Genomic DNA, 21,329 nt, shown 5'->3' with positions numbered 1-21,329 from the left:
GACCTTGCGCTCCGCCGCCCGGTGGGCTACACCTCCAGGCAGGTCGGGCCGAGCAGGACCTTGAGGTCCCCGAACAGCGCCGGTGAGGGGTTCACCCGCAGGTCCGGACCCAGGCGCAGGACCTGCACCTTCTGGCGCGTCTCGAGGTGGATGCGCACCTCGGAGTCCCCGCGGTGGTTGCGCAGCACCGCGCCGATCTCCTTGACCGTCTCCTCCGTGGCGCGGAACTCGGGCAGGGCGATCAGCACCGGACCGCTGTGCCCGTCCGCCGAGAGCTCCGGCACGGTGAGCTCCTGCGCGGAGATCGTCACCGACCCGTCGTCCCGGCGCTGCAGCCGCCCCTTGATCACGCAGATGAGGTCCTCCGCGAGCACACCCGCGATGGGGGCGTAGGCCTTGCCGAAGAACATGATCTCGATCGAGCCCGTCCGGTCCTCGAGCTCCACCCGGGCGTAGGCGTTGCCCGAGGTCTTGGCGATCCGCCGGGACAGGGACGTGATCATGCCCGCCACGGTCACCACGGCGCCGTCGGGCCTGCCGTCCTCGCCGAGCAGCGGCTGGATCGAGGTGTCGGCGTACTGGCCGAGCGCCTCGTCGAGGCCGCGCAGCGGGTGGTCGGAGACGTACAGGCCGAGCATCTCGCGCTCGAAGGCCAGCAGGTCCTTGCGCTCCCACTCGGGCACGTCCGGGACCGCGACGGTCAGCGAGGTCGTGGGGTCCTCGTCGTCCAGGCCCATGCCCCCGAAGAGGTCGAACTGTCCGGCCGCCTCCTGGCGCTTGACGGCCACCGTGGCGTCCACGGCTTCCTCGTGGCAGAGCACGAGCCCGCGCCGGGTGTGGCCCAGCCGGTCGAAGGCGCCCGCCTTGACCAGGGACTCGATGGTGCGCTTGTTGCAGACCACAGCCGGGACCTTCGCGAGGAAGTCGTTGAAGGACGTGAAGGCGCCGCGCTCCTCGCGGGCCTCGACCATCGCGCTGACCACGTTCGCGCCCACGTTGCGCACCGCGCCCATCCCGAAGCGGATGTCGGTGCCCACCGGGGTGAAGTTCAGCGCGGACTCGTTGACGTCCGGGGGCAGCACGGTGATGCCCATCCGGCGGCACTCCGTGAGGTACAGGGCGAGCTTGTCCTTGTCGTCGCCCACCGAGGTGAGCAGCGCGGCCATGTACTCGGCCGGATAGTGCGCCTTGAGGTACGCCGTCCAGTAGGACACGAGGCCGTAGGCCGCGGAGTGGGCCTTGTTGAACGCGTAGTCCGAGAAGGGGAGCAGGATGTCCCACAGGGCCTTGATGGCTGCCTCGGAGTAGCCGCGCTCCGCCATGCCGCCGTGGAAGCCCTCGTACTGCTTGTCCAGCTCCGACTTCTTCTTCTTGCCCATGGCGCGGCGGAGGATGTCGGCCTGGCCGAGCGAGAAGCCCGCGACCTTCTGGGCGATCGCCATGACCTGCTCCTGGTAGACGATCAGGCCGTAGGTCGTGTTGAGGATCTCCGCGAGCGGCTCCTCGAGCTCGGGGTGGATCGGGGTGATCTCCTGCTGGCCGGTCTTGCGCAGCGCGTAGTTGGTGTGCGAGTTCGCGCCCATGGGTCCGGGGCGGTAGAGCGCGATGACCGCGGAGATGTCCTCGAAGTTGTCGGGGCGCATGAGCTTGAGCAGCTGGCGCATGGGCCCGCCGTCGAGCTGGAACACCCCCAGGGTGTCGCCGCGGGCCAGCAGCTCGTAGGACTCGGCGTCGTCGAGCAGGAGGTTCTCCAGGTCGAGCACGAACCCGTCCTGGTTCAGGGTGATGTTCTCGATGGCGTCGGAGATGATCGTGAGGTTGCGCAGCCCCAGGAAGTCCATCTTGATCAGCCCGAGACCCTCGGAGGTGGGGTAGTCGAACTGGGTGATGATCTGGCCGTCCTGCTCGCGGCGCATGATCGGGATGATGTCGATCAGCGGGTCCGAGGACATGATGACGCCGGCCGCGTGCACGCCCCACTGGCGCTTGAGCCCCTCCAGGCCCTCGGCGGTGTCGAAGATCTTCTTCGCCTCCGGGTCCTGGGCGAGGATCTCGCGCAGCTCGTCGGCCTCCCCGTAGCGCTTGGCGCTCTCGTCGTAGACGTCCTTCAGCGAGATGCCCTTGCCCATGACGTCCGGCGGCATGGCCTTGGTGAGCTTCTCCCCCATCGAGAAGGGGTAGCCGAGCACGCGCGAGGAGTCCTTGAGGGCCTGCTTGGCCTTGATGGTGCCGTAGGTGACGATCATGGCCACGCGCTCGTCCCCGTACTTCTCGGTGACGTAGTGGATCACCTCGGAGCGGCGGCGGTCGTCGAAGTCGACGTCGAAGTCGGGCATGGACACGCGGTCCGGGTTGAGGAAGCGCTCGAAGATCAGCCCGTGCTCGAGCGGGTTCAGCTCGGTGATGCGCATGGCATAGGCGACCATGGAGCCGGCACCGGAGCCGCGGCCCGGCCCCACCCGGATCCCGTTGTTCTTGGCCCAGTTGATGAAGTCGGCCACCACCAGGAAGTACCCGGGGAAGCCCATCTGCAGGATGATGCCCTTCTCGTAGTCCGCCTGGCGCTGCACGTCCTCCGGGATCCCGCCGGGGAAGCGGTGGTGCAGGCCCCGCTGGACCTCCTCGACGAACCAGGACTCCTCGTCGTGGCCCTCGGGGGTCGGGAAGCGGGGCATGTAGTTCGCGGAGGTGTCGAACTCGACGTTGCACCGCTCGGCGATCTCGAGGGTGTTGTCGCAGGCCTCGGGGAAGTCGCGGAAGAGCTCCCGCATCTCCGCGGGGGACTTCAGGTAGAACTCGTCGGCGTCGAACTTGAACCGCTTCGGGTCCGCCAGCGACGAGCCGGACTGCACGCACAGCAGCGCCGCGTGGGACTTCGCGTCCTCGGCGTGCGTGTAGTGCAGGTCGTTGGTGGCCACGAGCGGCAGCTGCAGGTCCTTCGCGAGCTTGAGCAGGTCGCCGGTGACCCGCTTCTCGATCCCCAGGCCGTGGTCCATGAGCTCGCAGTAGTAGTTCTCGGCGCCGAAGATGTCACGGAACTCCGCCGCGGCATGCCGGGCCTCCTGGTACTGGCCCAGCCGCAGCCGGGTCTGGACCTCGCCCGAGGGGCAGCCCGTGGTCGCGATCAATCCCTTGCCGTAGGTGTTCAGCAGCTCGCGGTCCATGCGCGGCTTGTAGAGCTGGCCCTCGAGGGAGGCCAGGGACGAGGCCCGGAACAGGTTCTGCATGCCCTCGGTGGTCTCGGCCAGCAGGGTCATGTGGGTGTAGGCGCCGCCGCCCGAGACGTCGTCACGGCCGCCGTCGGCGAACTTCACGCGGGTGCGGTCGGAGCGGGCGGTGCCCGGCGTCAGGTAGGCCTCCACGCCGATGATGGGCTTGATCCCCGCGTTGCGGGCCTTGTTCCAGAAGTCGAAGGCCCCGAAGACGAAGCCGTGGTCGGTCGTCGCCAGGGAGGACATCCCCAGTTCGTGGCAGGCCTCGAAGAGGTCGTCGAGGCGTGCCGCACCGTCGAGCATGGAGTACTCGGTGTGCACGTGCAGGTGGGTGAAGCTGTTCTTGCCGGTCGCCGTCGTCACCCGACCAGTGTAGTGGCCCGCACCGACCGCTCGGCCCCGGCGCGACCGGCCCGCCGCGGGCGGCTCCCTGGCCGGCGCCGGTCCACGGGCTCAGGCGGTCCCCGGCCGGCGCCGGTCCGCAGGCTCAGGCGGGCCCGCCGTCGCGCAGCGTCTCGAGGGCGAACGAGAGGTCCGGCGGGTACGGGCTCTCGTACTCGACCGGCTCCCCCGTCCCCGGGTGCTCGAAGCCCAGCCCCTTGGCGTGCAGCCACTGCCGGGTGAGTCCGAGGCCGGCCGACAGCGCGGGGTCCGCGCCGTAGGTGAGGTCCCCGCAGCAGGGGTGGCGCAGCGCGGAGAAGTGCACGCGGATCTGGTGGGTGCGGCCGGTCTCCAGGTGCACCTCGACGAGCGCAGCCCGGCCGAAGGCCTCCAGGACCTCGTAGTGGGTGATCGACGGGCGACCGCCCTCGACCACGGCGAAGCGCCAGTCGTAGCCGGGGTGGCGCCCGATCGGCGCGTCGATCGTCCCGCGCAGGGGGTCCGGCAGGCCCTGCACCACGGTGTGGTAGACCTTCGTGACCGTCCGCTCCTTGAAGGCGCGCTTGAGCGCGGTGTACGCGCGCTCGGTGCGGGCCACGACCATCAGCCCGGACGTGCCGACGTCGAGCCGGTGCACCACGCCGGCCCGTTCGGGGGCGCCGGAGGTGCTCACGGTGACGCCCGCGCCCGCCAGCGCCCCGACCACGGTCGGTCCCTTCCACCCGGGCGAGGGGTGCGCGGCGACGCCCGGGGGCTTGTCGATCACCACGATGTCGTCGTCCAGGTGGACCACGCGGAAGTCCTCGACCAGCTGCGGCACGATCCGCGCCGGGTCCTCGGGGACGGGCACGTGCACGGTGAGCGTCTGCGAGGCCTCGACCCGGAAGGACTTGGCGACCGGCCGGTCGCGGTGCAGCACCCGACCCTCCGCGCAGAGCACGGCGGCCGCGGAGCGGGAGAGCCCCGTGAGGGCCGCCACGGCGGCGTCCGCGCGGTGGCCCTCCAGTTCGGGCGGCACGGTGAAGCGCTCCTGCACGTGCTCCTCGGACTCAGCCACGGGTGCCCTCCTCCTCCGGCGAGGCCTCGAGCCGCTCCGCGCCCGGGCCGCCCGAGCCCGTGCGGGTGCCGTCGAGCTCCCGGCCGAGCAGGGTCAGGAGCACCACCAGGGACACCCCCACGACCACCCCGCAGTCGGCGATGTTGAAGATCGCGAAGCGCGGCACGGCGATGAAGTCCACCACGTGCCCCACCCCGAAGCCCGGTTCCCGCAGGAGCCGGTCGGTCAGGTTGCCGAGGGCGCCGCCGAGGACGAGACCCAGGGCCAGGGCCCACGCGGCCGAGCGGACGCGGCGGAGGGTGAGCACGATGAGGACGGAGACGACCACCATGACCACGGTGAAGACCCAGGTGATGTCCTCTCCCAGGGAGAACGCGGCGCCGGGGTTGCGGATGAACTGCCACGACAGCAGTCCTTCGACCACCGGCGTCCGCCGGCCGAGCTCCATGCTCGCGACGACCCACCACTTGGTGAGCTGGTCCGCGGCGTACACCAGCATCGCGCCGGACGCGGCGAGGAGCAGGACGCCCCGCGGCACCCCGCGGTCGGGTGCGCCGGCGGGGACTTCGGGGGACTCGCTCATGCTCTCCTCAGGTGGCGGATCGGTCTGACGGGCCGCCCCGCGGGGCAGGGCGGCGGGGACTCCGGTCCCGTTCCATGGTGCCACGTCCGCACGGGAGCCTCCCGCCCGGGAGGCTCCCCTCCAGGAGCGCTCCCGGCCGGAGCACCCGGCCGGGCGACGACGGAGGGACCGGCACGTGGCCGGTCCCTCCGCGGGTCGCGCGTCGTGGCCCGGTGGCTAGGCCTGCTCGATCCGGACCGCGCCGATGGCGCCGTCCGCGGTCGGCGCGGGCTCGAGGGACGGCGTGGTGTCCAGGTCCTGCAGCTGGTCCTGGATGTACGCCTTGAGGTTGGTGCGGTAGTCCTGCTCGAAGGAGCGCAGTCCCGAGACGCGGGCCTGCAGCTCGGCCTGCTCCTCCTGGAGGGCGGTGAGGGTCTCCTCGCGCGTGCGCTGGGCGTCCGTCACGAGCTCCTCGGCCCGGTCGCGGGCCTCGCCGATGATCCGGTCCCGCTCGGCCGTGCCCTCGGCGACGTACTCGTCGTGCAGCCTCTGGGCCATCGCCAGGACGCCGGCCGCGGACTGCGCCGCCCCGGAGGCGGGCGGGGTCCCCGCGGGGGCGGTCTCGGCGGCACCGGTCTCCGGCAGCTCCGCCGCGGCGGGCGCCGTCTGCTCCACCGCGTCCAGCTGCGCACCGGTGGTGACCGGCGCGGAGGACTCGGCGCCGACGGTCTCCTCCGCGACCGGGAGGCCGGGCTCGGAGACGGGCGACGACGCGGAGTCCCTGGGGGCGACGGGCTGCCCGGCGGCCTCGAGCTGCTGCTTGAGGTCCGTGTTCTCCTGGTTCAGGCGGCGCAGCTCCACGACGATCTCGTCGAGGAAGTCGTCGACCTCGTCCTGGTCGTAGCCCTCCCGGAACTTGGTGGGCTGGAACCGCTTGTTGATGACGTCTTCGGGCGTCAGAGCCATGGGTGCATTCCTTCGTGGGCGGAGCGCGGGCGCGGCCCGCGGCGGGGGAACCGTCAGACCGGGGCCGGGGCGGCGCGGTGGCCGGTGCCCGGTGGTCGTGCGGTTACAGCGTACAGGCCGGTCCTCGGCGGGCCGGTCGGACCGGCACCGAGTCGCACCGGCCCCGGGCCGGCGTCAGGCCGGACCGGCAGCGGATGAGAACGGGATCGGGTCAGACCGGCATCGGGTCAGACCAGCATCGAGCCGATGATGCCCTGGACGATGCTGACGGCGAAGATGAGGATGAGGAACCCGAGGTCCAGCGACACCCCGCCGAAGCGCAGGGGCGGCACGATCCGCCGCAGCCACCGCATCGGCGGGTCGGTGACGGTGTACACGGCCGAGGCCCCGACGAGGGCGGCCCCGCGGGGCCGCCAGTTGCGGGCGAACATCTGCACCCAGTCGAGCACGAGGCGCGCGAGCAGCGCGACGTACACGAGGTGCAGTGCCAGGTACAGCACGGAGAGCAACAGGTCCATCGGTCCGCCTCAGTCCTCCTGGTGGTCGTCGGTCTCGTCCTCGCCGCCGGCGGGGTGCCCGACGACCTCCACGTAGGACGGGGTGAGCAGGAAGACCTTGCCGGTGACCCGTTCGATGGAGCCGTGCAGGGCGAAGACCAGGCCGGCCGAGAAGTCCACCAGGCGCTTGGCCTCGGCGTCGCCCATGTCGCTGACGTTCATGATGACGGGCGTGCCCTCGCGGAAGGCCTCGCCGATGGACTTCGCGTCGTTGTAGGAGCGGGGGTGGACCGTGGTGATCGTGCGCAAGGTCGAGCTGTCCTCTCGAGAGCTGGAGGGGGCGCGTTTGATGGAGGTGACCGGCGCCCGGTACTCGGCCGACCGGCGGGGCACGGCCACCGCGGTGGACTCGTGGGCGCGGGCCTCGCGCGGCTCCTCGCGGACCGCGACGGCGGGCTGGTGCTCCTGGCGGGACGGCGTCGGCTCGTCGTAGTCCTCGTCCGTCTCGGCGAGGCCGAGATAGATCATGGTGCGGCGCAACGCTCCGGCCATGGTGCTCTCCTTGACTGTCTGTGCGGATATCGGCGGTGGGGGGAGTTCCGGGATCCTCGGACCGCCCTGCGCCCGTCGTGCTGCCCGGAACGCGGTACGGCCCTGGCCCCGCGGGGCCGTCCTCCAAGCTATCCTACGGGCGCCCGGGGGCCGAGGATATCGGAGCCGACGCGCACGTGCGTGGCCCCCCTGGCGACCGCCTCCTCGAGGTCCTGGCTCATGCCCGCGGACACGGCCGTGGCCTCCGGGAGGGACCGTCGCAGCTGCTGCGAGAGCTCCTGGAGGCGGTCGAAGGCGGGCCCCGGGGGCGCCCCCAGCGGGGCGACGGCCATGAGGCCCCCGGCCCGCAGTCCCTCGGTGCGGGCGATCTGCTCGGCGAGCCCCACGACGTCCTCGGGGCGGGCACCGCCGCGGCGCTCCTCGGCGTCGAGGGACACCTGGACGAGGCACGTCAGGTCCTGGCCGGCGCACGGCCCGGGGGCCGCGTCCCCGGCCGCCACGGCCTCCCGGTGCCGCTGCACCGCCTTGCCGAGGGCCGTGGCCAGGGAGGCCCGGTCCACGGAGTGCACCCACGACGCGTAGCGCACGACCGACTTCGCCTTGTTGGACTGGAGCTGTCCCACGAAGTGCCAGGTGAGGGGTCCGTCCACGAGCCCGGACACCTCCCGCGCCTTGGCGGCGGCCTCCTGGTCCCGGTTCTCTCCCACGTCCCGGACGCCGAGCCGGTGCAACCGGGCCACGTCCGCGGCCGGGAAGAACTTCGTCACGGCGACCAGCACGGGCTCCTCGGCCGCCCCGCTGCGCCGTGCCGCGGCCGCGATCCGGGCGCGCACCCGGTCGAGGGACCGGGAGAGCTCCAGGGTCCGCGGATCGTCCCCGCCGGGGGCGGCGGTCCGGTCGGTGCTCACGCGACGTCCTCCCCGCGGGGACCGGCGCGCCAGACGAGGCCGACGATGCGGCCGGAGCCGGGGTCCCGCCGGTGGGAGGACAGCTGCTCGTTCTCGAGGGTGCAGGAGGAGCCGGCCGCCGCCGGCTCGACGACGCCGACCCCGAGCGCGGTCAGCCGCTGCGCGGCCCCGGCGCGCAGGTCGAGGGCCGGGGTGCCCCAGGACGTCGTGGCGGCCACCGCGGGGATCCGCTCCGCGGACTCCTGCCGCATGGCGGCCGGCACCTCGTAGCACCGCCCGCAGATCGAGGGGCCGAGCCACGCGGACAGCCCGCGCGCGCCCCGGTCCCGCAACTGCTCGACCGTGCGCTCGAGCACGCCGTCGAGCAGGCCGCGGCGCCCGGCGTGCGCCACGCCCGTGAGCGGACCTCGCGGGCCCTCCCCGACGAGGACCACGGGCACGCAGTCGGCGACCATCACGGCCAGCGGCACGCCCGTGGCCGTGACCGCGGCGTCGGCGGTCGGCACGGCCGGCCGGTCGGCGCGGTCCGCGTCGGCGACGTCCGTGCCGTGCACCTGCTCGAGGAAGACCAGGGAGCCGCCGGGGACGCCGATCGAGCGCTCGAGCGCGGCGCGGCGGCCCCGCACCGCGTCCGCGTCGTCACCCGTGTGCAGCGCGAGGTTGCCCGCGCCGCGGTCCGTGAACGCCACCCGGACGCCCTGCCCGACGTCGTCCTGCCACCAGAACACCGGGTCCTCCTGTCGTGCTTCGTCGTGTCTCGTCCTGCCGCCGCCGGACCGGCGGCGGGGTTAAAGCGCCCGGGGGCGGACGCGGGTCCCCCGCGTCCGCCCCCGGGGGGCCGGACTCACTTCAGGAAGTCGGGGAAGTCCAGGGAGTCCTTGCGCCCGGAGCCCGTCGCGGCGCCGGCCTCGGCCTCGGCGGGCAGGTCGACGTCGAAGCCGGCGTCGTCGGGCACGTCGTCGTTCTGCACCGGCTGGGCCCACCGCTGCGCGGTCGAGGGCTGGCCGAAGGACGGGGCGCCGCCGCGCTGCGGGGCGCGGCCCACGCCGGCGGGCTGGCCGGCGCCGGAGCCGAAGGCCGCGCGCGTGGTCGCCGCCTGCTGGGCGGCCGCGTTGGTGTTGTTCGCGTTGGTCTCCGGGCTCACCGAGTCGAAGCCTGCGGCGATCACCGTGACGCGGGCCTGGTCGCCCAGGGCGTCGTCGATGACCGCGCCGAAGATGATGTTCGCCTCGGGGTGCGCGACCTCCTGCACCAGGCGGGCGGCCTCGTTGATCTCGAACAGGCCGAGGTCGGAGCCGCCCTGGATGGACAGGAGCACACCGTGGGCGCCGTCGATGGAGGCCTCCAGCAGCGGCGACGCGATGGCGAGCTCGGCGGCCTTCACGGCACGGTCCTCGCCCTGCGCGGCACCGATGCCCATGAGCGCCGAGCCGGCGCCCTGCATCACGGACTTCACGTCGGCGAAGTCGAGGTTGATCAGGCCCGGGGTGGTGATCAGGTCGGTGATGCCCTGCACGCCGGAGAGCAGCACCTGGTCCGCGGACTTGAAGGCGTCCAGCATGGACACGTTGCGGTCGGAGATGGACAGCAGCCGGTCGTTGGGGATCACGATGAGGGTGTCGACCTCGTCGCGCAGCGTCTCGATCCCGTTCTCGGCCTGGTTGGACCGGCGGCGGCCCTCGAAGGTGAACGGGCGGGTGACGACACCGATGGTCAGGGCCCCCAGGGAGCGGGCGATGCGGGCGACCACGGGGGCGCCACCGGTCCCGGTGCCACCGCCCTCACCGGCGGTCACGAAGACCATGTCGGCCCCCTTGATGACCTCCTCGATCTCCTCGTGGTGGTCCTCCGCCGCCTGGCGCCCCACGTCGGGGTTGGCGCCGGCGCCCAGGCCGCGCGTGAGCTCGCGCCCGACGTCGAGCTTGACGTCGGCGTCGCTCATCAGCAGGGCCTGCGCGTCCGTGTTGATCGCGATGAACTCGACGCCGCGCAGCCCCTCCTCGATCATCCGGTTGACGGCGTTGACGCCGCCGCCGCCGATTCCGACGACCTTGATGACGGCCAAATAGTTCTGGGGGGTGGAGGAGTCCATGGGTACCTAACTCGAGATGGTTCGGGTCCGGGATCGCGAGCCGTTCCTCAACCCTCGATCGAAGGTCGAATCTCAGGCCGTCGGCTGCTCCCCCGGCGGGTTCGATGTCGGGGTCAAGCCTAACAACGACGGGGACCACCTGCACGACAAGCCATACCGCTTTCGACACTTTTCGCCAAAACCGCACGTCGTGCGCTCCTTCCGCCACACTCTCGACCTCTGGTGCAACGTGAGGGACTGACCGGCCCGTCAGCGCACCACGGGACGCGTCGGGCTCGACACGTCGTAGGTCTCGACCCCGCTGCCGGAGCCGCGGGCCTCGACGAGCTCCCGCAGCACCTGGGACTTGAGCTCGCTGTCCTCGGCCGTGCCCCAGACGACCGTGCGCCCGTCGGTGAAGACCAGCTCCACCGAGGACAGGGACTCGGCCGAGGCGGTGCGCAGCTGGGCGAGCACGGATTCGGGCAGGGCGGCCAGCACGTCGGAGATCGTCTCGAACCGTTCGCTCTCGAGCACGTCGCGGCCGCCCGTGACGACGGGGACGCCCGCGTCCGCCGCCGAGCCGGCAGTCATCAGCTCCACGCCCTCCGAGTCGACGACCACGAACTCGTCGCCGTCCTCGATCGCCGCCACGGGCACGCGCTCGTGCAGCGCCACCACGAGGTGGTGCGGGGGCTCGAGCAGGACCTCGATGGAGCGGACCTGCGGGATCTGCCCCACCCGGTCCCGCACTTCGTCCTTGGAGATCCGGGTCAGGGGGACGCCCCGGTAGACGTCGAGCGCGGACTCGACGCGGGCGGGATCCGTCAGCTCGGCGCCGCGCACCGTGACGTCCCGCACGGCGAGGACCGGCGAGAGGAACAGGACGCCGGCGAGCACTGCGAGGGCCGCGAGCAGGCCGAGGACGGCACCGATCCGGCGGCGCCGGCGCCGGGCCCCGGGTGAGGCCGGAAAGGCCACGACCGTGGCCCCGACCGCCGTGGAACCGCCCCGGGCGGGCTCGTCCTCCGGGGGGAGCCGGGAGGCGGTCAGGGTCCGGGTGGCGGCGCGCTCCTGCCGGTGCCGCCGCCAGGCGCTGAACCGGCCGCCGGCGGCCGGGACCTCCTCGAGGTCGTCCTCGTCGGCCAGGGGCGTGACCTTGGTCCCGTCGTTCACGCGCACGCGCCCGCCCTGCGGAACGGCCCCGCCGGCGGCGGTGCTCCCGGACCGGGGCGGGTCCCCGGGCCCGGGGCCCCCCTGAGGTTCGGGGACGCGCTCCGCGGCGGGGGCCGGGGAGGGCTCCGGCAAGGTCCCCTCGGCGGGACCGGGAGCGCCGCCGTCCCCGGCGGCGCTCCCGGTCGGGTCCCCGGCGGAGTTCCCGGAGCGGGGCTGGTGCGAGCGGCCGTGCCGGCTCATCAGCGGGCTCCGAGGCGGTCCACGAGCCGGGGGCCGAGGGCGGTGACGTCCCCGGCGCCCACCGTGAGCACAAGGTCCCCGGGCCGCGCGGCCTGCGCGGCCTGGGCGACCGCGTCGGCGCCGTCCGGCACGTAGCGGACGTGGGCGGGGGCGCGGTCGGTGACGATCTCGCTCGTGAGGCCGTCGACGGGCTGCTCCCGCGCGGCGAAGATGTCGATGACGAGCGCCTCGTCGGCCAGCGCGAGGGCGTCGGCGAACTCGGCCGCGAACTCGCGCGTGCGGGAGAACAGGTGCGGCTGGAAGATCGCGATCACCCGGTGCCCGGACGCGACCTCACGGGCCGCCGTGAGCGCGGCGACCACCTCGGTGGGGTGGTGGGCGTAGTCGTCGAAGACCCGGACCCCGTCCACCTCGCCCCGCAGGTCGAAGCGCCGGGCGGAGCCGTGGAACCCGGCCAGCCCGCGCACCGCGTCCGCGGGCGGGACGCCGGCCTCGAGGGCCACGCAGAAGGCCGCGGTCGCGTTGAGGACGTTGTGCCGGCCCGGCACCACGAGCTCGAGCTGCTCCTCGCGGCGGTCCGCGCCCTCGCCCAGCAGCAGGGTGCTGCTGGTGCGCAGCCCGTCGGCCTCCCCGGGGAGCACCCGGACGTCGGACCCCGGGTCCGTGCCGTAGCTGAGGACCCGCCCGCCGGCGGCCCGGTGGCGCTCCGCGAGCGCCCTCGAGCCGGGGTCGTCCTGACAGGCCACGAGCAGCCCGTCCCCCGGCAGCGTCGCGGCGAACTCGTCGAAGGCCCGGAAGAAGGCCTCGCGGGAGGCGTAGAAGTCGAGGTGGTCGGGCTCGATGTTCGTGACCACCGCGATCCGCGGGCCGTACGCCAGGAAGGAGCCGTCCGACTCGTCGGCCTCCGCCACGAACCACGGGCCCGCGCCGAGGGCCGCGTTGGAGCCGAGGTCGGCCACGTGCGCGCCGATGGCCCAGGAGGGCTCCAGACCGGCGGTGTGCAGCGCGAGCGCGGCCATGGCGCTCGTGGTCGTCTTGCCGTGCGTGCCGGCCACGGCGACGACCGCGCGGCCGTGCATCGCGGCCGCGAGCGCCTCGGAGCGGTGGAGCACGCGCAGCCCGGCGGCCCGCGCGGCGGAGTACTCGGGGTCCTCGGGCGGGATCGCGGTGGACACCACCACGGTCTGCGCCCCGTCGACGTTGCCGGCGCGCTGGCCCACGAACACGGTGGCGCCCAGGTCCTGGAGCTGGCGCAGCGCCGGGGAGTCCTGACGGTCGGAGCCGCTGACCGGGACCCCGCGGGCCAGCATGAGCTTCGCGACGGCGGACATCCCCGCGCCGCCCATGCCGATGAAGTGGACCCGGCCGAGCAGGCCGGGGTCGGTCTCGTGCTCAGTGCTCACCGGGGACCTCCTCGAGGATCAGCCGTGCCAGCACGGTGTCGGCATCGCGCACGCCGTGGCCGCGGCTCGCGGCGGCCATCGCCGCGAGCCGGTCGGGGTCGGCCAGCAGGGGGTGCACGTGCCGTCGGTACCAGTCGGGGGTGAACGCGTCGTCGGCGACGAGCTGCGCCGCGCCGGCCGCCACGAGGGAGGCGGCGTTGAGCGCCTGCTCGCCGTTGCCGACGGGCAGCGGGACGAACACGGCGGGCAGGCCGACGGCCGCGACCTCCGAGACGGTCGCGGCGCCGGCGCGGGCCACCAACAGGTCCGCGGCGGCGTAGACGCGCTCCATGCCGTCCACGTACTCGACCTGCACGTAGCCCGGGGCGCTCAGCGGCGCGCCGTCGTCCCGGGTGAGCTGCTTGCCCCGGCCGGTGACGTGGAGCAGCTGGTAGCCGCACGCGGCGACCTCCTCGGCGACCCCTGCCACGGTCCGGTTCATGGCGAGGGCGCCCGAGGAGCCGCCGGTGACCACGACGGTGGGCCGGCCCGGGTCGAGCCCGAAGGAGCGGCGGGCCTCCGCGCGCAGCGCCTCCCGGTCCAGGTGGGAGATCTCCCGGCGCATGGGCATGCCGACGGTCACGGCCCCGCGCAGCGGGGTGCCGGGGAACGCGGCGGCCACGGTCCTGGCCCAGCGCGCGCCCACCCGGTTGGCCAGGCCCGGCCGGGCGTTGGCCTCGTGGACCACGATGGGCAGGCCGCGCCGGGCGGCGGCGAGGTAGACGGGGGTGCAGACGTACCCGCCGACGCCGAGCACCACGTCCGGCCGGACCCGGTCCAGGATCTCCCCGGCCTGCCGCACGGCGCCGAGGAGCCGCCCGGGCAGCCGGACGAGGTCCACGGACGGCCGGCGCGGCAGCGGCACCCGGTCCACGAGCTCGAGCTCGAGGCCCGCCTGCGGGACGAGCCGGGTCTCCATCCCGGACGCCGTGCCCACCGCCGTGAGCCGTGCCCCCGGGGCCTGTTCCCGCAGCGCGGCGGCCACGGCCAGGAGGGGACTGACGTGGCCGGCAGTGCCCCCGCCGGCCAGCAGGACCGACGGCGCGCGGCCTCCGGGGGTGGGTTCGGACGGTGTCATGCGCGATCCTCGTTCGGGGTGCGGGGGCGGGGGGTGCGGGTGGGGACCTGGATCCGGCGCGGCAGCCGGGTGAAGGACATCACGACGCCGACGGCCGCGAGGCTCATCAGCAGCGACGACCCACCGTAGCTGATGAACGGGAGGGGGACGCCGATCACGGGCAGCACTCCCGTGACCATGCCGATGTTGATGAACGCCTGGCCGACGAGCCAGGTCACGATGCAGGCGGTGGCGATCCGGACGAAGCTGCTGCGGGCGCGCAGGATGACGCGGGCCATCGCCAGGGCCATGACCGCGAAGAGGGCGAGGATCAGGACCGTGCCCAGCAGGCCCAGCTCCTCGCCGATGATCGAGAAGATGTAGTCGTTGTGCGCCTCGGGGACGTAGTTGTACTTGAGCCGGGACTGGCCCAGACCCACGCCCCACCAGCCGCCCGAGGCGAGGGCGTTGAGCCCCTGCTGGGCCTGGTAGCAGGCGTCGGTGGCGCCGCACTCGCCGAACAGCCAGCCGGTGATCCGGTCCACGCGGTGGGGCGCGGTGACCACCGCCAGCGTGCCGACCAGCGCGGCCCCGGCGGCCGCGAGCGCGAACAGCCGCAGGGGCGCCCCGGCGAAGAACAGGGCGGCCGCGTAGATCAGCACGAAGACCAGCGCCGTGCCTACGTCGTCGCCGAGCACGATCATCAGGGCGGGGACCCCGATGCCCAGCCCAGACGGCCACAGGGCCTGGCGCCAGTCCCGCACGGCGTCGCCCTGCCGGGCGAGGACCATTGCGAGCCAGACCGCGACGGCGAGCTTCGCGGCCTCGGACGGCTGGAAGGTCTGACCGCCGACCACGATCCAGTTGCGGTTGCCGTTGATCTCCTGCCCGAGCGGGGTGAAGACGAGCATGAGCAGCAGCACGGCGAGGACCAGGAGCCCGGTGGCGCCCCGGCGGTACCAGGCGGTGGGCACGAAGGACAGGCCGAACATCAGGAGCACGCCGATCCCGCCGAAGGTGGCCTGCTTGACGAAGTACGAGTACGCGGACTCCTCCGCCGAGATGGACTCGACCGCCGAGGCGGAGAGGACCATCATGATGCCGATGGCCGTGAGCAGCAGCACGGAGCCGGCCAGCGCGTAGTAGGAGTGGATGAGCGGACCGTCCACGAGGGCCCGCCAGAAGCGCCGCGCCCCGCCCAGGGGGCCGCGGGCCGTCTGGGCGAGTCCCGCCCGGTCCTGCACCTGGGTCACGAGAGCCGTCCCACGAGGTCGGCGACCTCCCGGACGAACGCGTCACCGCGGTGGGCGTAGGAGTCGAACTGGTCCATCGAGGCGGACGCCGGGGCCATCAGCACCGTGTCGCCCTGCTGCGCGACCTCGTGGGCGAGCCGGACGGCCTCGCCCATCACGGCGTCGCCAGTCCCCGGACCGGGACGCTCGGCGGTCCGCAGGACGGGGACCTGCGGGGCGTGCGCGGCGAGCGCGGCGAGCAGCGAGTCGTTGTCCGTGCCGATGAGCACCACGGTGCGCAGCCGGCCGGCGTGCCGGGCGACGAGCCGGTCGTAGGAGACGCCCTTGGACAGGCCGCCGGCGATCCACACCACGGAGTCGAACGCGCTCAGGGCCGCCTCGGCGGCGTGCGGGTTGGTCGCCTTGGAGTCGTTGATCCACAGCACGCCGTGCGTCGTGGCGACGGCCTGGATCCGGTGGTCGCCGGGCTCCCAGGCGCGCAGCCCGTCCCGCACGGCCTCCGGCGGGGCGCCGGCCGCCCGGGCCAGCGCCGCGGCCGCCAGGGCGTTGGCCACGCCGTGGGGCGTGGGGAGGGGGCCGGTGTCGGTGATCGAGGCCAGCTCGAGGGCGGATCCCCGGCGGTCGTCGAGGAAGGCGCGGTCCACGAGCAGGTCCTCCACGACGCCGAGCATGCTGACGTCGGGGGTCTCGAGGGTGAAGCCCACGGCGCGGCAGCCCTCCACGACGTCGGCCTCCTCGACCATCCGCACCGTCTCGGCCTGCTGGGCGTTGTAGACGCAGGCCACCCGGGTGTGCTCGTAGATCCGGGACTTGTCCGCCACGTAGTTCTCGTAGCCGCCGTGCCAGTCCACGTGGTCCTCGGCCACGTTGAGCACCACGGACGCCAGCGGCGACACCGAGGACGTCCAGTGCAGCTGGAAGCTGGACAGCTCCACGGCGAGGACGTCGTGCTCGACCGGGTCGCGCAGCGCGTCCAGGACGGGGGTGCCCACGTTGCCGACGGCGGCCGCGGTGAGCCCGGCGGCCTGCAGCATCGACGCGGTCATCCCGACCGTGGTGGTCTTGCCGTTGGTGCCGGTGATGCACACCCACTCGGCGGTCCTGCGCCCGGCGCGCTCGCGGACCCGCCAGGCGAGCTCCACGTCCCCCCAGATCTGGATGCCCTCGGCGGCCGCGGCGGCCAGCAGGGGGTGGTCGGGCCGCAGCCCCGGGGAGGTGACCACCAGCTCGGGGCGGGCGCCCTCGACGTCGGGCACGGTCTCCTGGGCCGTCTCCCCGAGCAGGACGTCGGTGGCGCCGACGATCCGCAGGGTGTCGGCCTTCGCCCGGGTCTCCGGGGTGTCCGCCCCGTCGACGACGACGACGAGCGCGCCGAGCTCGATCAGGGTGTCCGCGGCGGCGAAGCCGGACACGCCGATGCCGGCGACGACCACGCGCAGCCCGGCCCAGTCCGCGTCCCACGACGTGAGCCCGGCCAGGCGCGGTCGGTCGAGGACGGGGTTGTCGTTGCTCGCGTGGATCATTGGATCATTCCTCCGTGGGAGAGCAGCCAGTCGCCGTAGAAGACGCCGAGCGCGGCCGCGACGAACAGCCCGGCGATGATCCAGAAGCGGACCACGATGGTCACCTCGTTCCAGCCCTTGAGCTCGAAGTGGTGCTGCAGCGGCGCCATCTTGAAGATGCGCTTGCCGCCGGAGAGCTTGAAGTAGCCGACCTGCAGGATGACGGAGACCGTGATGATCACGAACAGCCCGGCGATGAGCACGAGCAGCAGTTCGGTGCGGGTGAGCACGGCGAACGCGGCGAGCGCGCCGCCGAGGCCGAGGGAGCCCGTGTCGCCCATGAAGATCTTCGCCGGGGAGGTGTTCCACCACAGGAAGCCCACGAGGGCCCCGACCAGGGCCGCGGCGGTGAGGGCGAGGTCGGCGGCGTCGCGCACCTCGTAGCAGACCCCCTGGGCCACGGATCCGCACAGGTGGGTGTTCTGCCACATGGCGATCAGCAGGTAGCCGCTGAACACGAGGATGGACGCGCCGGTGGCGAGGCCGTCGAGGCCGTCGGTGAGGTTCACGGCGTTGGTCGTGGCGGTGGCGATCAGGTTCACCCAGATCACGAAGAGGACGGCCCCGACCGCGGTGCCCGCGAACGCGAGGTCCAGGGAGGTGTCACGGGTCACGGAGATCGCGGAGGACGCCGGGGTCGTGCCCTGGGGGCCGGGGACGAGCAGCACGAGCAGGGCGAACGCGGTGCCGATGAGGCCCTGGAGGACGATCTTGCCCACGGGGCTGAGCCCGAGGTTCTGCTTCCTGGCGATCTTCTTGTAGTCGTCGATGAACCCGACGAACCCCATGCCGAGCATCAGCAGCAGCGCGGACAGCCCCGAGAGGCTGACGCCACCGTAGGAGGGCCACAGCATCCCGGAGATCAGGTGCGTCAGCGCGTAGGCGGCCACCACGGAGCCGAGGATCGCCACGCCGCCCATGGTGGGCGTCCCGCGCTTGGTGTGGTGGCTGGTGGGTCCGTCGTCCCGGATGAACTGGCCGTAGCCGCGCCGGGCGAGGAACTTGATGAAGGCCGGGGTGCCGAAGAGGGACAGCACCAGGGCGAAGCAGGCCGCCATGAGGATCTGGATCATGCCGTCTCGTTCCCCTCCGCGGAGGGTCCCGGGGTGGTGGGCCTCCCGCTCGGGTCGAGGGCGGCGTTGACGAAGGGGCCGGCCGAGAGCCAGTGGTCGCCGTGCGCGGGGGCGTCGTTGCCCGGGGCGGGCCCGGCGGCACCTTCCCCGGCGTCGGCGGCCACCCGGTCCCCCAGGATGCGCAGGCCGGCGGCGTTGGAGGACTTGAAGAGCACGACGTCGCCGGGGGCGAGCTCCTGGCGCAGGATCTCCTCGGCGTCCTCCGGGGTCGCCGCCCAGGTGGCCTCGTTGCCCCACGAGCCCTCGAGCTGGGCGGCGTCGTACACCGGCCGGGCGAGGTCGCCGACCGCGATCAGCTTGGAGATGTTGAGCCGGACGACCATGCGGCCCAGGGTGTCGTGCTCCTCGACCGTGCTGTCGCCGAGCTCGAGCATGCCGCCGAGCACCGCCCAGGTGCGGCGGGGTGCGGAGCCCCCGGAGCCGCGGCCGAGCTGGGCCAGGGTCTGCAGCGCGGCGCGCATCGACTGCGGGTTGGCGTTGTAGGCGTCGTTGACGACCGTGACTCCGTCGGCCCGTTCGGTGCGCTCCATCCGCCACCGGCTCGCGGCGCCCTGGGCGTTGAGCGAGGCCGCGATCCGCTCGGGGGCGACCCCGGCCACGAAGGCCGCCGAGGCGGCCGCGAGCAGGTTGGAGACGTGGTGCTCCCCGATGAGCCGGGAGACGATCTGCTGCTCGGAGCCGTCGGGGAAGTGCAGGCGGAACTCGGGGCTGCCGCCGGGCCCGAGCCGGATCGCGGAGGCGTGCACCCGGGCGGCCGGGACGTCGGGCAGCGCGTTCGCCGGGGACTCCCCGAAGAACAGCACGGGCGCGGCGGTGCGGCGGTGCATCTGGCGGACCAGGGGGTCGTCGTCGTTGAGGACCGCGACCCCGTCGGCCCGCAGGGACTCGACGAGCTCGCCCTTGGCGCGGGCGATGTTGGCGACCCCGCCGAACTCTCCGGCGTGGGCCGAGCCCACGCACAGCACCACCCCGATGTCGGGGCGGACCATCCGGCACAGGTAGTCGATGTTGCCGATCCGGGTGGCGCCCATCTCGATGATGAGGAACCGGGTGTCCGGCTCGGCCTCGAAGACGGTCAGCGGCACGCCGACCTCTCCGTTGTACGAGCCGCGGGGCGCGACCGTGGGGCCCTCCGCGGCGAAGATGCCCCGCAGGAGGTCCTTGGTGGTGGTCTTGCCGACGGAGCCGGTGACGGCGATGACCTTCACCTCGTGGTCGGCCCGCAGCTGGGCCACGACCCAGGCGGCCAGCCGGCCCATGGCCTCCACCACGTCGGGGACCAGCACGCCCGGGTAGGTGACGCCCGCGGCGTCGGCGACCTCGCGCTCGACGAGGGCGAGGACGGCGCCGGAGGCGAACGCGGCGCCCACGTACTCGTGGCCGTCGGTGACCTCTCCGGGCTTCGCGACGAACAGCGTCCCGGGACGCGCCTCGCGGGAGTCGGTCGCGACGTGGCGGACGGTGGGCGCCTCGGCGGCGGCGCCGACGGCGCGCCCGCCGGTGATCTGGGCGAGCTGTGCGGCGGTGAGGTCGATCATCGGTTCTCCCAACGGTCCTGCTGCCCGTCGGCCAGCGCGGCCCGCAGCTCTTCCCTGTCGTCCAGCGGGTGGTCCACGCCCCGGATCTCCTGGACCGTCTCGTGCCCGCGGCCGGCCACGAGCACGGAGTCGGCGCGCCCGGCCATGGCCACCGCGGCGCGGATGGCCACGGTCCGGGGCTCGAGCACGAGCACCTCCTGGGCGCGGGCGCCGGCGTCGCGGGCCGCGAGCGCCCCGGCGGCGACCTCGACGCGGATCGTGCCGGCGTCCTCGTCGTGCGGGTCGTCGTCGGTGACGATCACGACGTCGGCGTGGCGTGCGGCGATCTCGCCCATGATCGGGCGCTTGGACCGGTCCCGCTCCCCCGTGGCGCCGAAGACCACGATGACGCGGCCCTCCTCGTCGGGCGGCTCGACGGCGGCGAGGGCGCGGCGCAGGGCGTCCGGGTTGTGCGCGAAGTCGACGACGGCGGTCGGCTGCGTGCCGATGAGCTGCATGCGCCCGGGCACGTCCGTGGTGAGGGGGTCCGCCTCGTCGAGGACGCGCTGCACGTCCGCGACGTCGACCCCGGAGGCCACGACCATGACCACGGCGAGCGCGGCGTTGGCCACGTTGAAGTCACCCGGCAGCGCCGTGGACACGGTCAGCGTCCGGCCGTCCCGGTGCCGCAGCGCGAACGAGTGGCCGATGCCGCGGCGGGTCAGGGTGGTCAGCGTCCAGTCCGCGCCGTGCCGGCCCGGTCCGGCGTCCCGGTCCCCCGGCACGCCGCCGCGCAGGGCGATCGTGTCCACCAGGTCCGGGCCGAGCTGCTCCCGCGCGTGCTCGGCCATCCGCAGGCCCCAGACGTCGTCCTCGTCCTGGACCACGACGACGGCCCGGCGGGTCCGCTCCGGGGTGAACAGCTGGGCCTTGACCGCGAAGTACTCGTCCATGGACCCGTGCAGGTCGAGGTGGTCCTGGGTCAGGTTGGTGAACCCGGCGACGTCGAAGCGCACCCCGTCCACCCGGTGGAACTGCAGTGCGTGGGAGGAGACCTCCATGGACGCCGCCGTGATGCCTCGCTCGCGCATGAGCGCGAGCAGCGCGTGCACGTGCGGGGCCTCCGGAGTGGTGAGCCGGGAGGGGATCGACTCGTCGCCCGCGAGGATCTCGATCGTGCCGATCAGGCCGGTGCGCCGGCCCAGGGCGCGGAGCACCGAGTTGGTGAAGTAGGTGGTGGTCGTCTTGCCGTTGGTGCCGGTCACCGCGAACAGCGCCGGGGCGGTCCCGTCCTCCGGCCGGGAGCCGTAGAGGCGCGCGGCGATCGCGCCCACGGAGCGGCGGGGGTCCGGGGCCTCGACCACGGGCAGCCGGATGCCGGCGTCGCGGAGGATCCCGGTGCCCTCGGCGTCGGTGAGCACCGCGGCGGCGCCCGAGCGCTCGGCGGCGGCGGCGAACCGGGCGCCGTGGGTGCGCGCGCCGGGCAGCGCGGCGTAGAGGTCGCCGGGACGCAGCTCCCGGGAGTCCAGGGAGATGCCCGTGACGTCCACGGCACGGGACGGCGCCGTCCCGCCCGCGAGCCGGGCGGTCTCCGCGAGGCTCAGCGGCCGGGGCCGGGCGGGGCGCATCGTCTGCGCGTCGTGTCCCTGCTGGGCTGTCGCGTCCATGAACGTCCTTCGTGGTCTGGGCGGCGGGTGGGTGGTCCGCCGGGAGCGGGGGGGGGGGGGGGGGGCCCGGGGGGGG

General features: G+C 73.7%; 17 protein-coding genes. All 17 read right to left on the bottom strand.

Annotated elements, in window-relative coordinates:
* Window positions 1-26 precede the first annotated feature (26 nt).
* Window positions 27-3,575, bottom strand: coding sequence for a DNA polymerase III subunit alpha (gene dnaE / locus ACFYE3_RS14030; protein WP_387610142.1), 3,549 nt, complete (start codon window positions 3,573-3,575; stop codon window positions 27-29).
* Window positions 3,576-3,699: 124 nt separating this feature from the next.
* Window positions 3,700-4,650 (bottom strand): RluA family pseudouridine synthase, encoded by a 951-nt coding sequence (locus ACFYE3_RS14025; protein ID WP_387610140.1) that lies wholly within the window; start codon window positions 4,648-4,650, stop codon window positions 3,700-3,702.
* Window positions 4,643-5,233 carry a signal peptidase II gene (gene lspA / locus ACFYE3_RS14020; RefSeq protein ID WP_387610139.1) on the bottom strand — a complete coding sequence of 197 codons (591 nt, stop codon included), beginning with the start codon at window positions 5,231-5,233 and terminating at the stop codon, window positions 4,643-4,645. Before lspA ends, ACFYE3_RS14025 begins: the two co-directional genes overlap by 8 nt.
* A gap of 216 nt (window positions 5,234-5,449) precedes the next feature.
* Window positions 5,450-6,178 carry a DivIVA domain-containing protein gene (locus ACFYE3_RS14015; RefSeq protein ID WP_387610137.1) on the bottom strand — a complete coding sequence of 243 codons (729 nt, stop codon included), beginning with the start codon at window positions 6,176-6,178 and terminating at the stop codon, window positions 5,450-5,452.
* A gap of 227 nt (window positions 6,179-6,405) precedes the next feature.
* Window positions 6,406-6,696, bottom strand: coding sequence for a YggT family protein (locus ACFYE3_RS14010; RefSeq protein WP_017833679.1), 291 nt, complete (start codon window positions 6,694-6,696; stop codon window positions 6,406-6,408).
* Between the two features lie 9 nt (window positions 6,697-6,705).
* Complete coding sequence (locus ACFYE3_RS14005) at window positions 6,706-7,227, bottom strand: cell division protein SepF (protein WP_368821191.1); 522 nt, start codon at window positions 7,225-7,227, stop codon at window positions 6,706-6,708.
* Window positions 7,228-7,355: 128 nt separating this feature from the next.
* Entirely contained in the window at window positions 7,356-8,135 is a 780-nt protein-coding gene (locus ACFYE3_RS14000) for a YggS family pyridoxal phosphate-dependent enzyme (RefSeq protein ID WP_387610135.1), read from the bottom strand.
* Window positions 8,132-8,863, bottom strand: a complete 732-nt coding sequence (locus ACFYE3_RS13995; protein ID WP_387610133.1) for a polyphenol oxidase family protein — start codon at window positions 8,861-8,863, stop codon at window positions 8,132-8,134. Before ACFYE3_RS13995 ends, ACFYE3_RS14000 begins: the two co-directional genes overlap by 4 nt.
* A gap of 116 nt (window positions 8,864-8,979) precedes the next feature.
* Window positions 8,980-10,227, bottom strand: coding sequence for a cell division protein FtsZ (ftsZ, locus tag ACFYE3_RS13990; RefSeq protein ID WP_387610131.1), 1,248 nt, complete (start codon window positions 10,225-10,227; stop codon window positions 8,980-8,982).
* Between the two features lie 249 nt (window positions 10,228-10,476).
* On the bottom strand, window positions 10,477-11,622 hold the full coding sequence (locus tag ACFYE3_RS13985; RefSeq protein ID WP_387610129.1) for a cell division protein FtsQ/DivIB: 1,146 nt from the start codon (window positions 11,620-11,622) through the stop codon (window positions 10,477-10,479).
* The gene (murC, locus tag ACFYE3_RS13980) at window positions 11,622-13,025 is read right to left on the bottom strand and encodes a UDP-N-acetylmuramate--L-alanine ligase (protein WP_387610128.1); all 1,404 of its coding nucleotides are present in this window, start codon (window positions 13,023-13,025) and stop codon (window positions 11,622-11,624) included. The genes ACFYE3_RS13985 and murC overlap by 1 nt, the downstream gene beginning before the upstream one ends.
* Window positions 13,015-14,142 carry an undecaprenyldiphospho-muramoylpentapeptide beta-N-acetylglucosaminyltransferase gene (gene murG, locus ACFYE3_RS13975; RefSeq protein WP_387610126.1) on the bottom strand — a complete coding sequence of 376 codons (1,128 nt, stop codon included), beginning with the start codon at window positions 14,140-14,142 and terminating at the stop codon, window positions 13,015-13,017. Before murG ends, murC begins: the two co-directional genes overlap by 11 nt.
* Window positions 14,139-15,374: a putative lipid II flippase FtsW gene (gene ftsW / locus ACFYE3_RS13970; protein ID WP_387610124.1), complete on the bottom strand. Its 1,236-nt coding sequence runs from the start codon at window positions 15,372-15,374 to the stop codon at window positions 14,139-14,141. Before ftsW ends, murG begins: the two co-directional genes overlap by 4 nt.
* Window positions 15,371-16,897 (bottom strand): UDP-N-acetylmuramoyl-L-alanine--D-glutamate ligase, encoded by a 1,527-nt coding sequence (gene murD, locus ACFYE3_RS13965; RefSeq protein ID WP_387610122.1) that lies wholly within the window; start codon window positions 16,895-16,897, stop codon window positions 15,371-15,373. Before murD ends, ftsW begins: the two co-directional genes overlap by 4 nt.
* Complete coding sequence (gene mraY, locus ACFYE3_RS13960) at window positions 16,894-18,009, bottom strand: phospho-N-acetylmuramoyl-pentapeptide-transferase (RefSeq protein WP_387610121.1); 1,116 nt, start codon at window positions 18,007-18,009, stop codon at window positions 16,894-16,896. The genes murD and mraY overlap by 4 nt, the downstream gene beginning before the upstream one ends.
* The gene (locus tag ACFYE3_RS13955; protein ID WP_387610120.1) at window positions 18,006-19,607 is read right to left on the bottom strand and encodes a UDP-N-acetylmuramoyl-tripeptide--D-alanyl-D-alanine ligase; all 1,602 of its coding nucleotides are present in this window, start codon (window positions 19,605-19,607) and stop codon (window positions 18,006-18,008) included. The genes mraY and ACFYE3_RS13955 overlap by 4 nt, the downstream gene beginning before the upstream one ends.
* Entirely contained in the window at window positions 19,604-21,253 is a 1,650-nt protein-coding gene (locus ACFYE3_RS13950) for a UDP-N-acetylmuramoyl-L-alanyl-D-glutamate--2,6-diaminopimelate ligase (protein WP_387610118.1), read from the bottom strand. Before ACFYE3_RS13950 ends, ACFYE3_RS13955 begins: the two co-directional genes overlap by 4 nt.
* Window positions 21,254-21,329 lie beyond the last annotated feature (76 nt).

The sequence above is a fragment of the Kocuria arenosa genome (assembly GCF_042879215.1).
Taxonomy (GTDB): domain Bacteria; phylum Actinomycetota; class Actinomycetes; order Actinomycetales; family Micrococcaceae; genus Kocuria; species Kocuria arenosa.
This window is presented reverse-complemented; position numbering and strand designations above follow the sequence as displayed.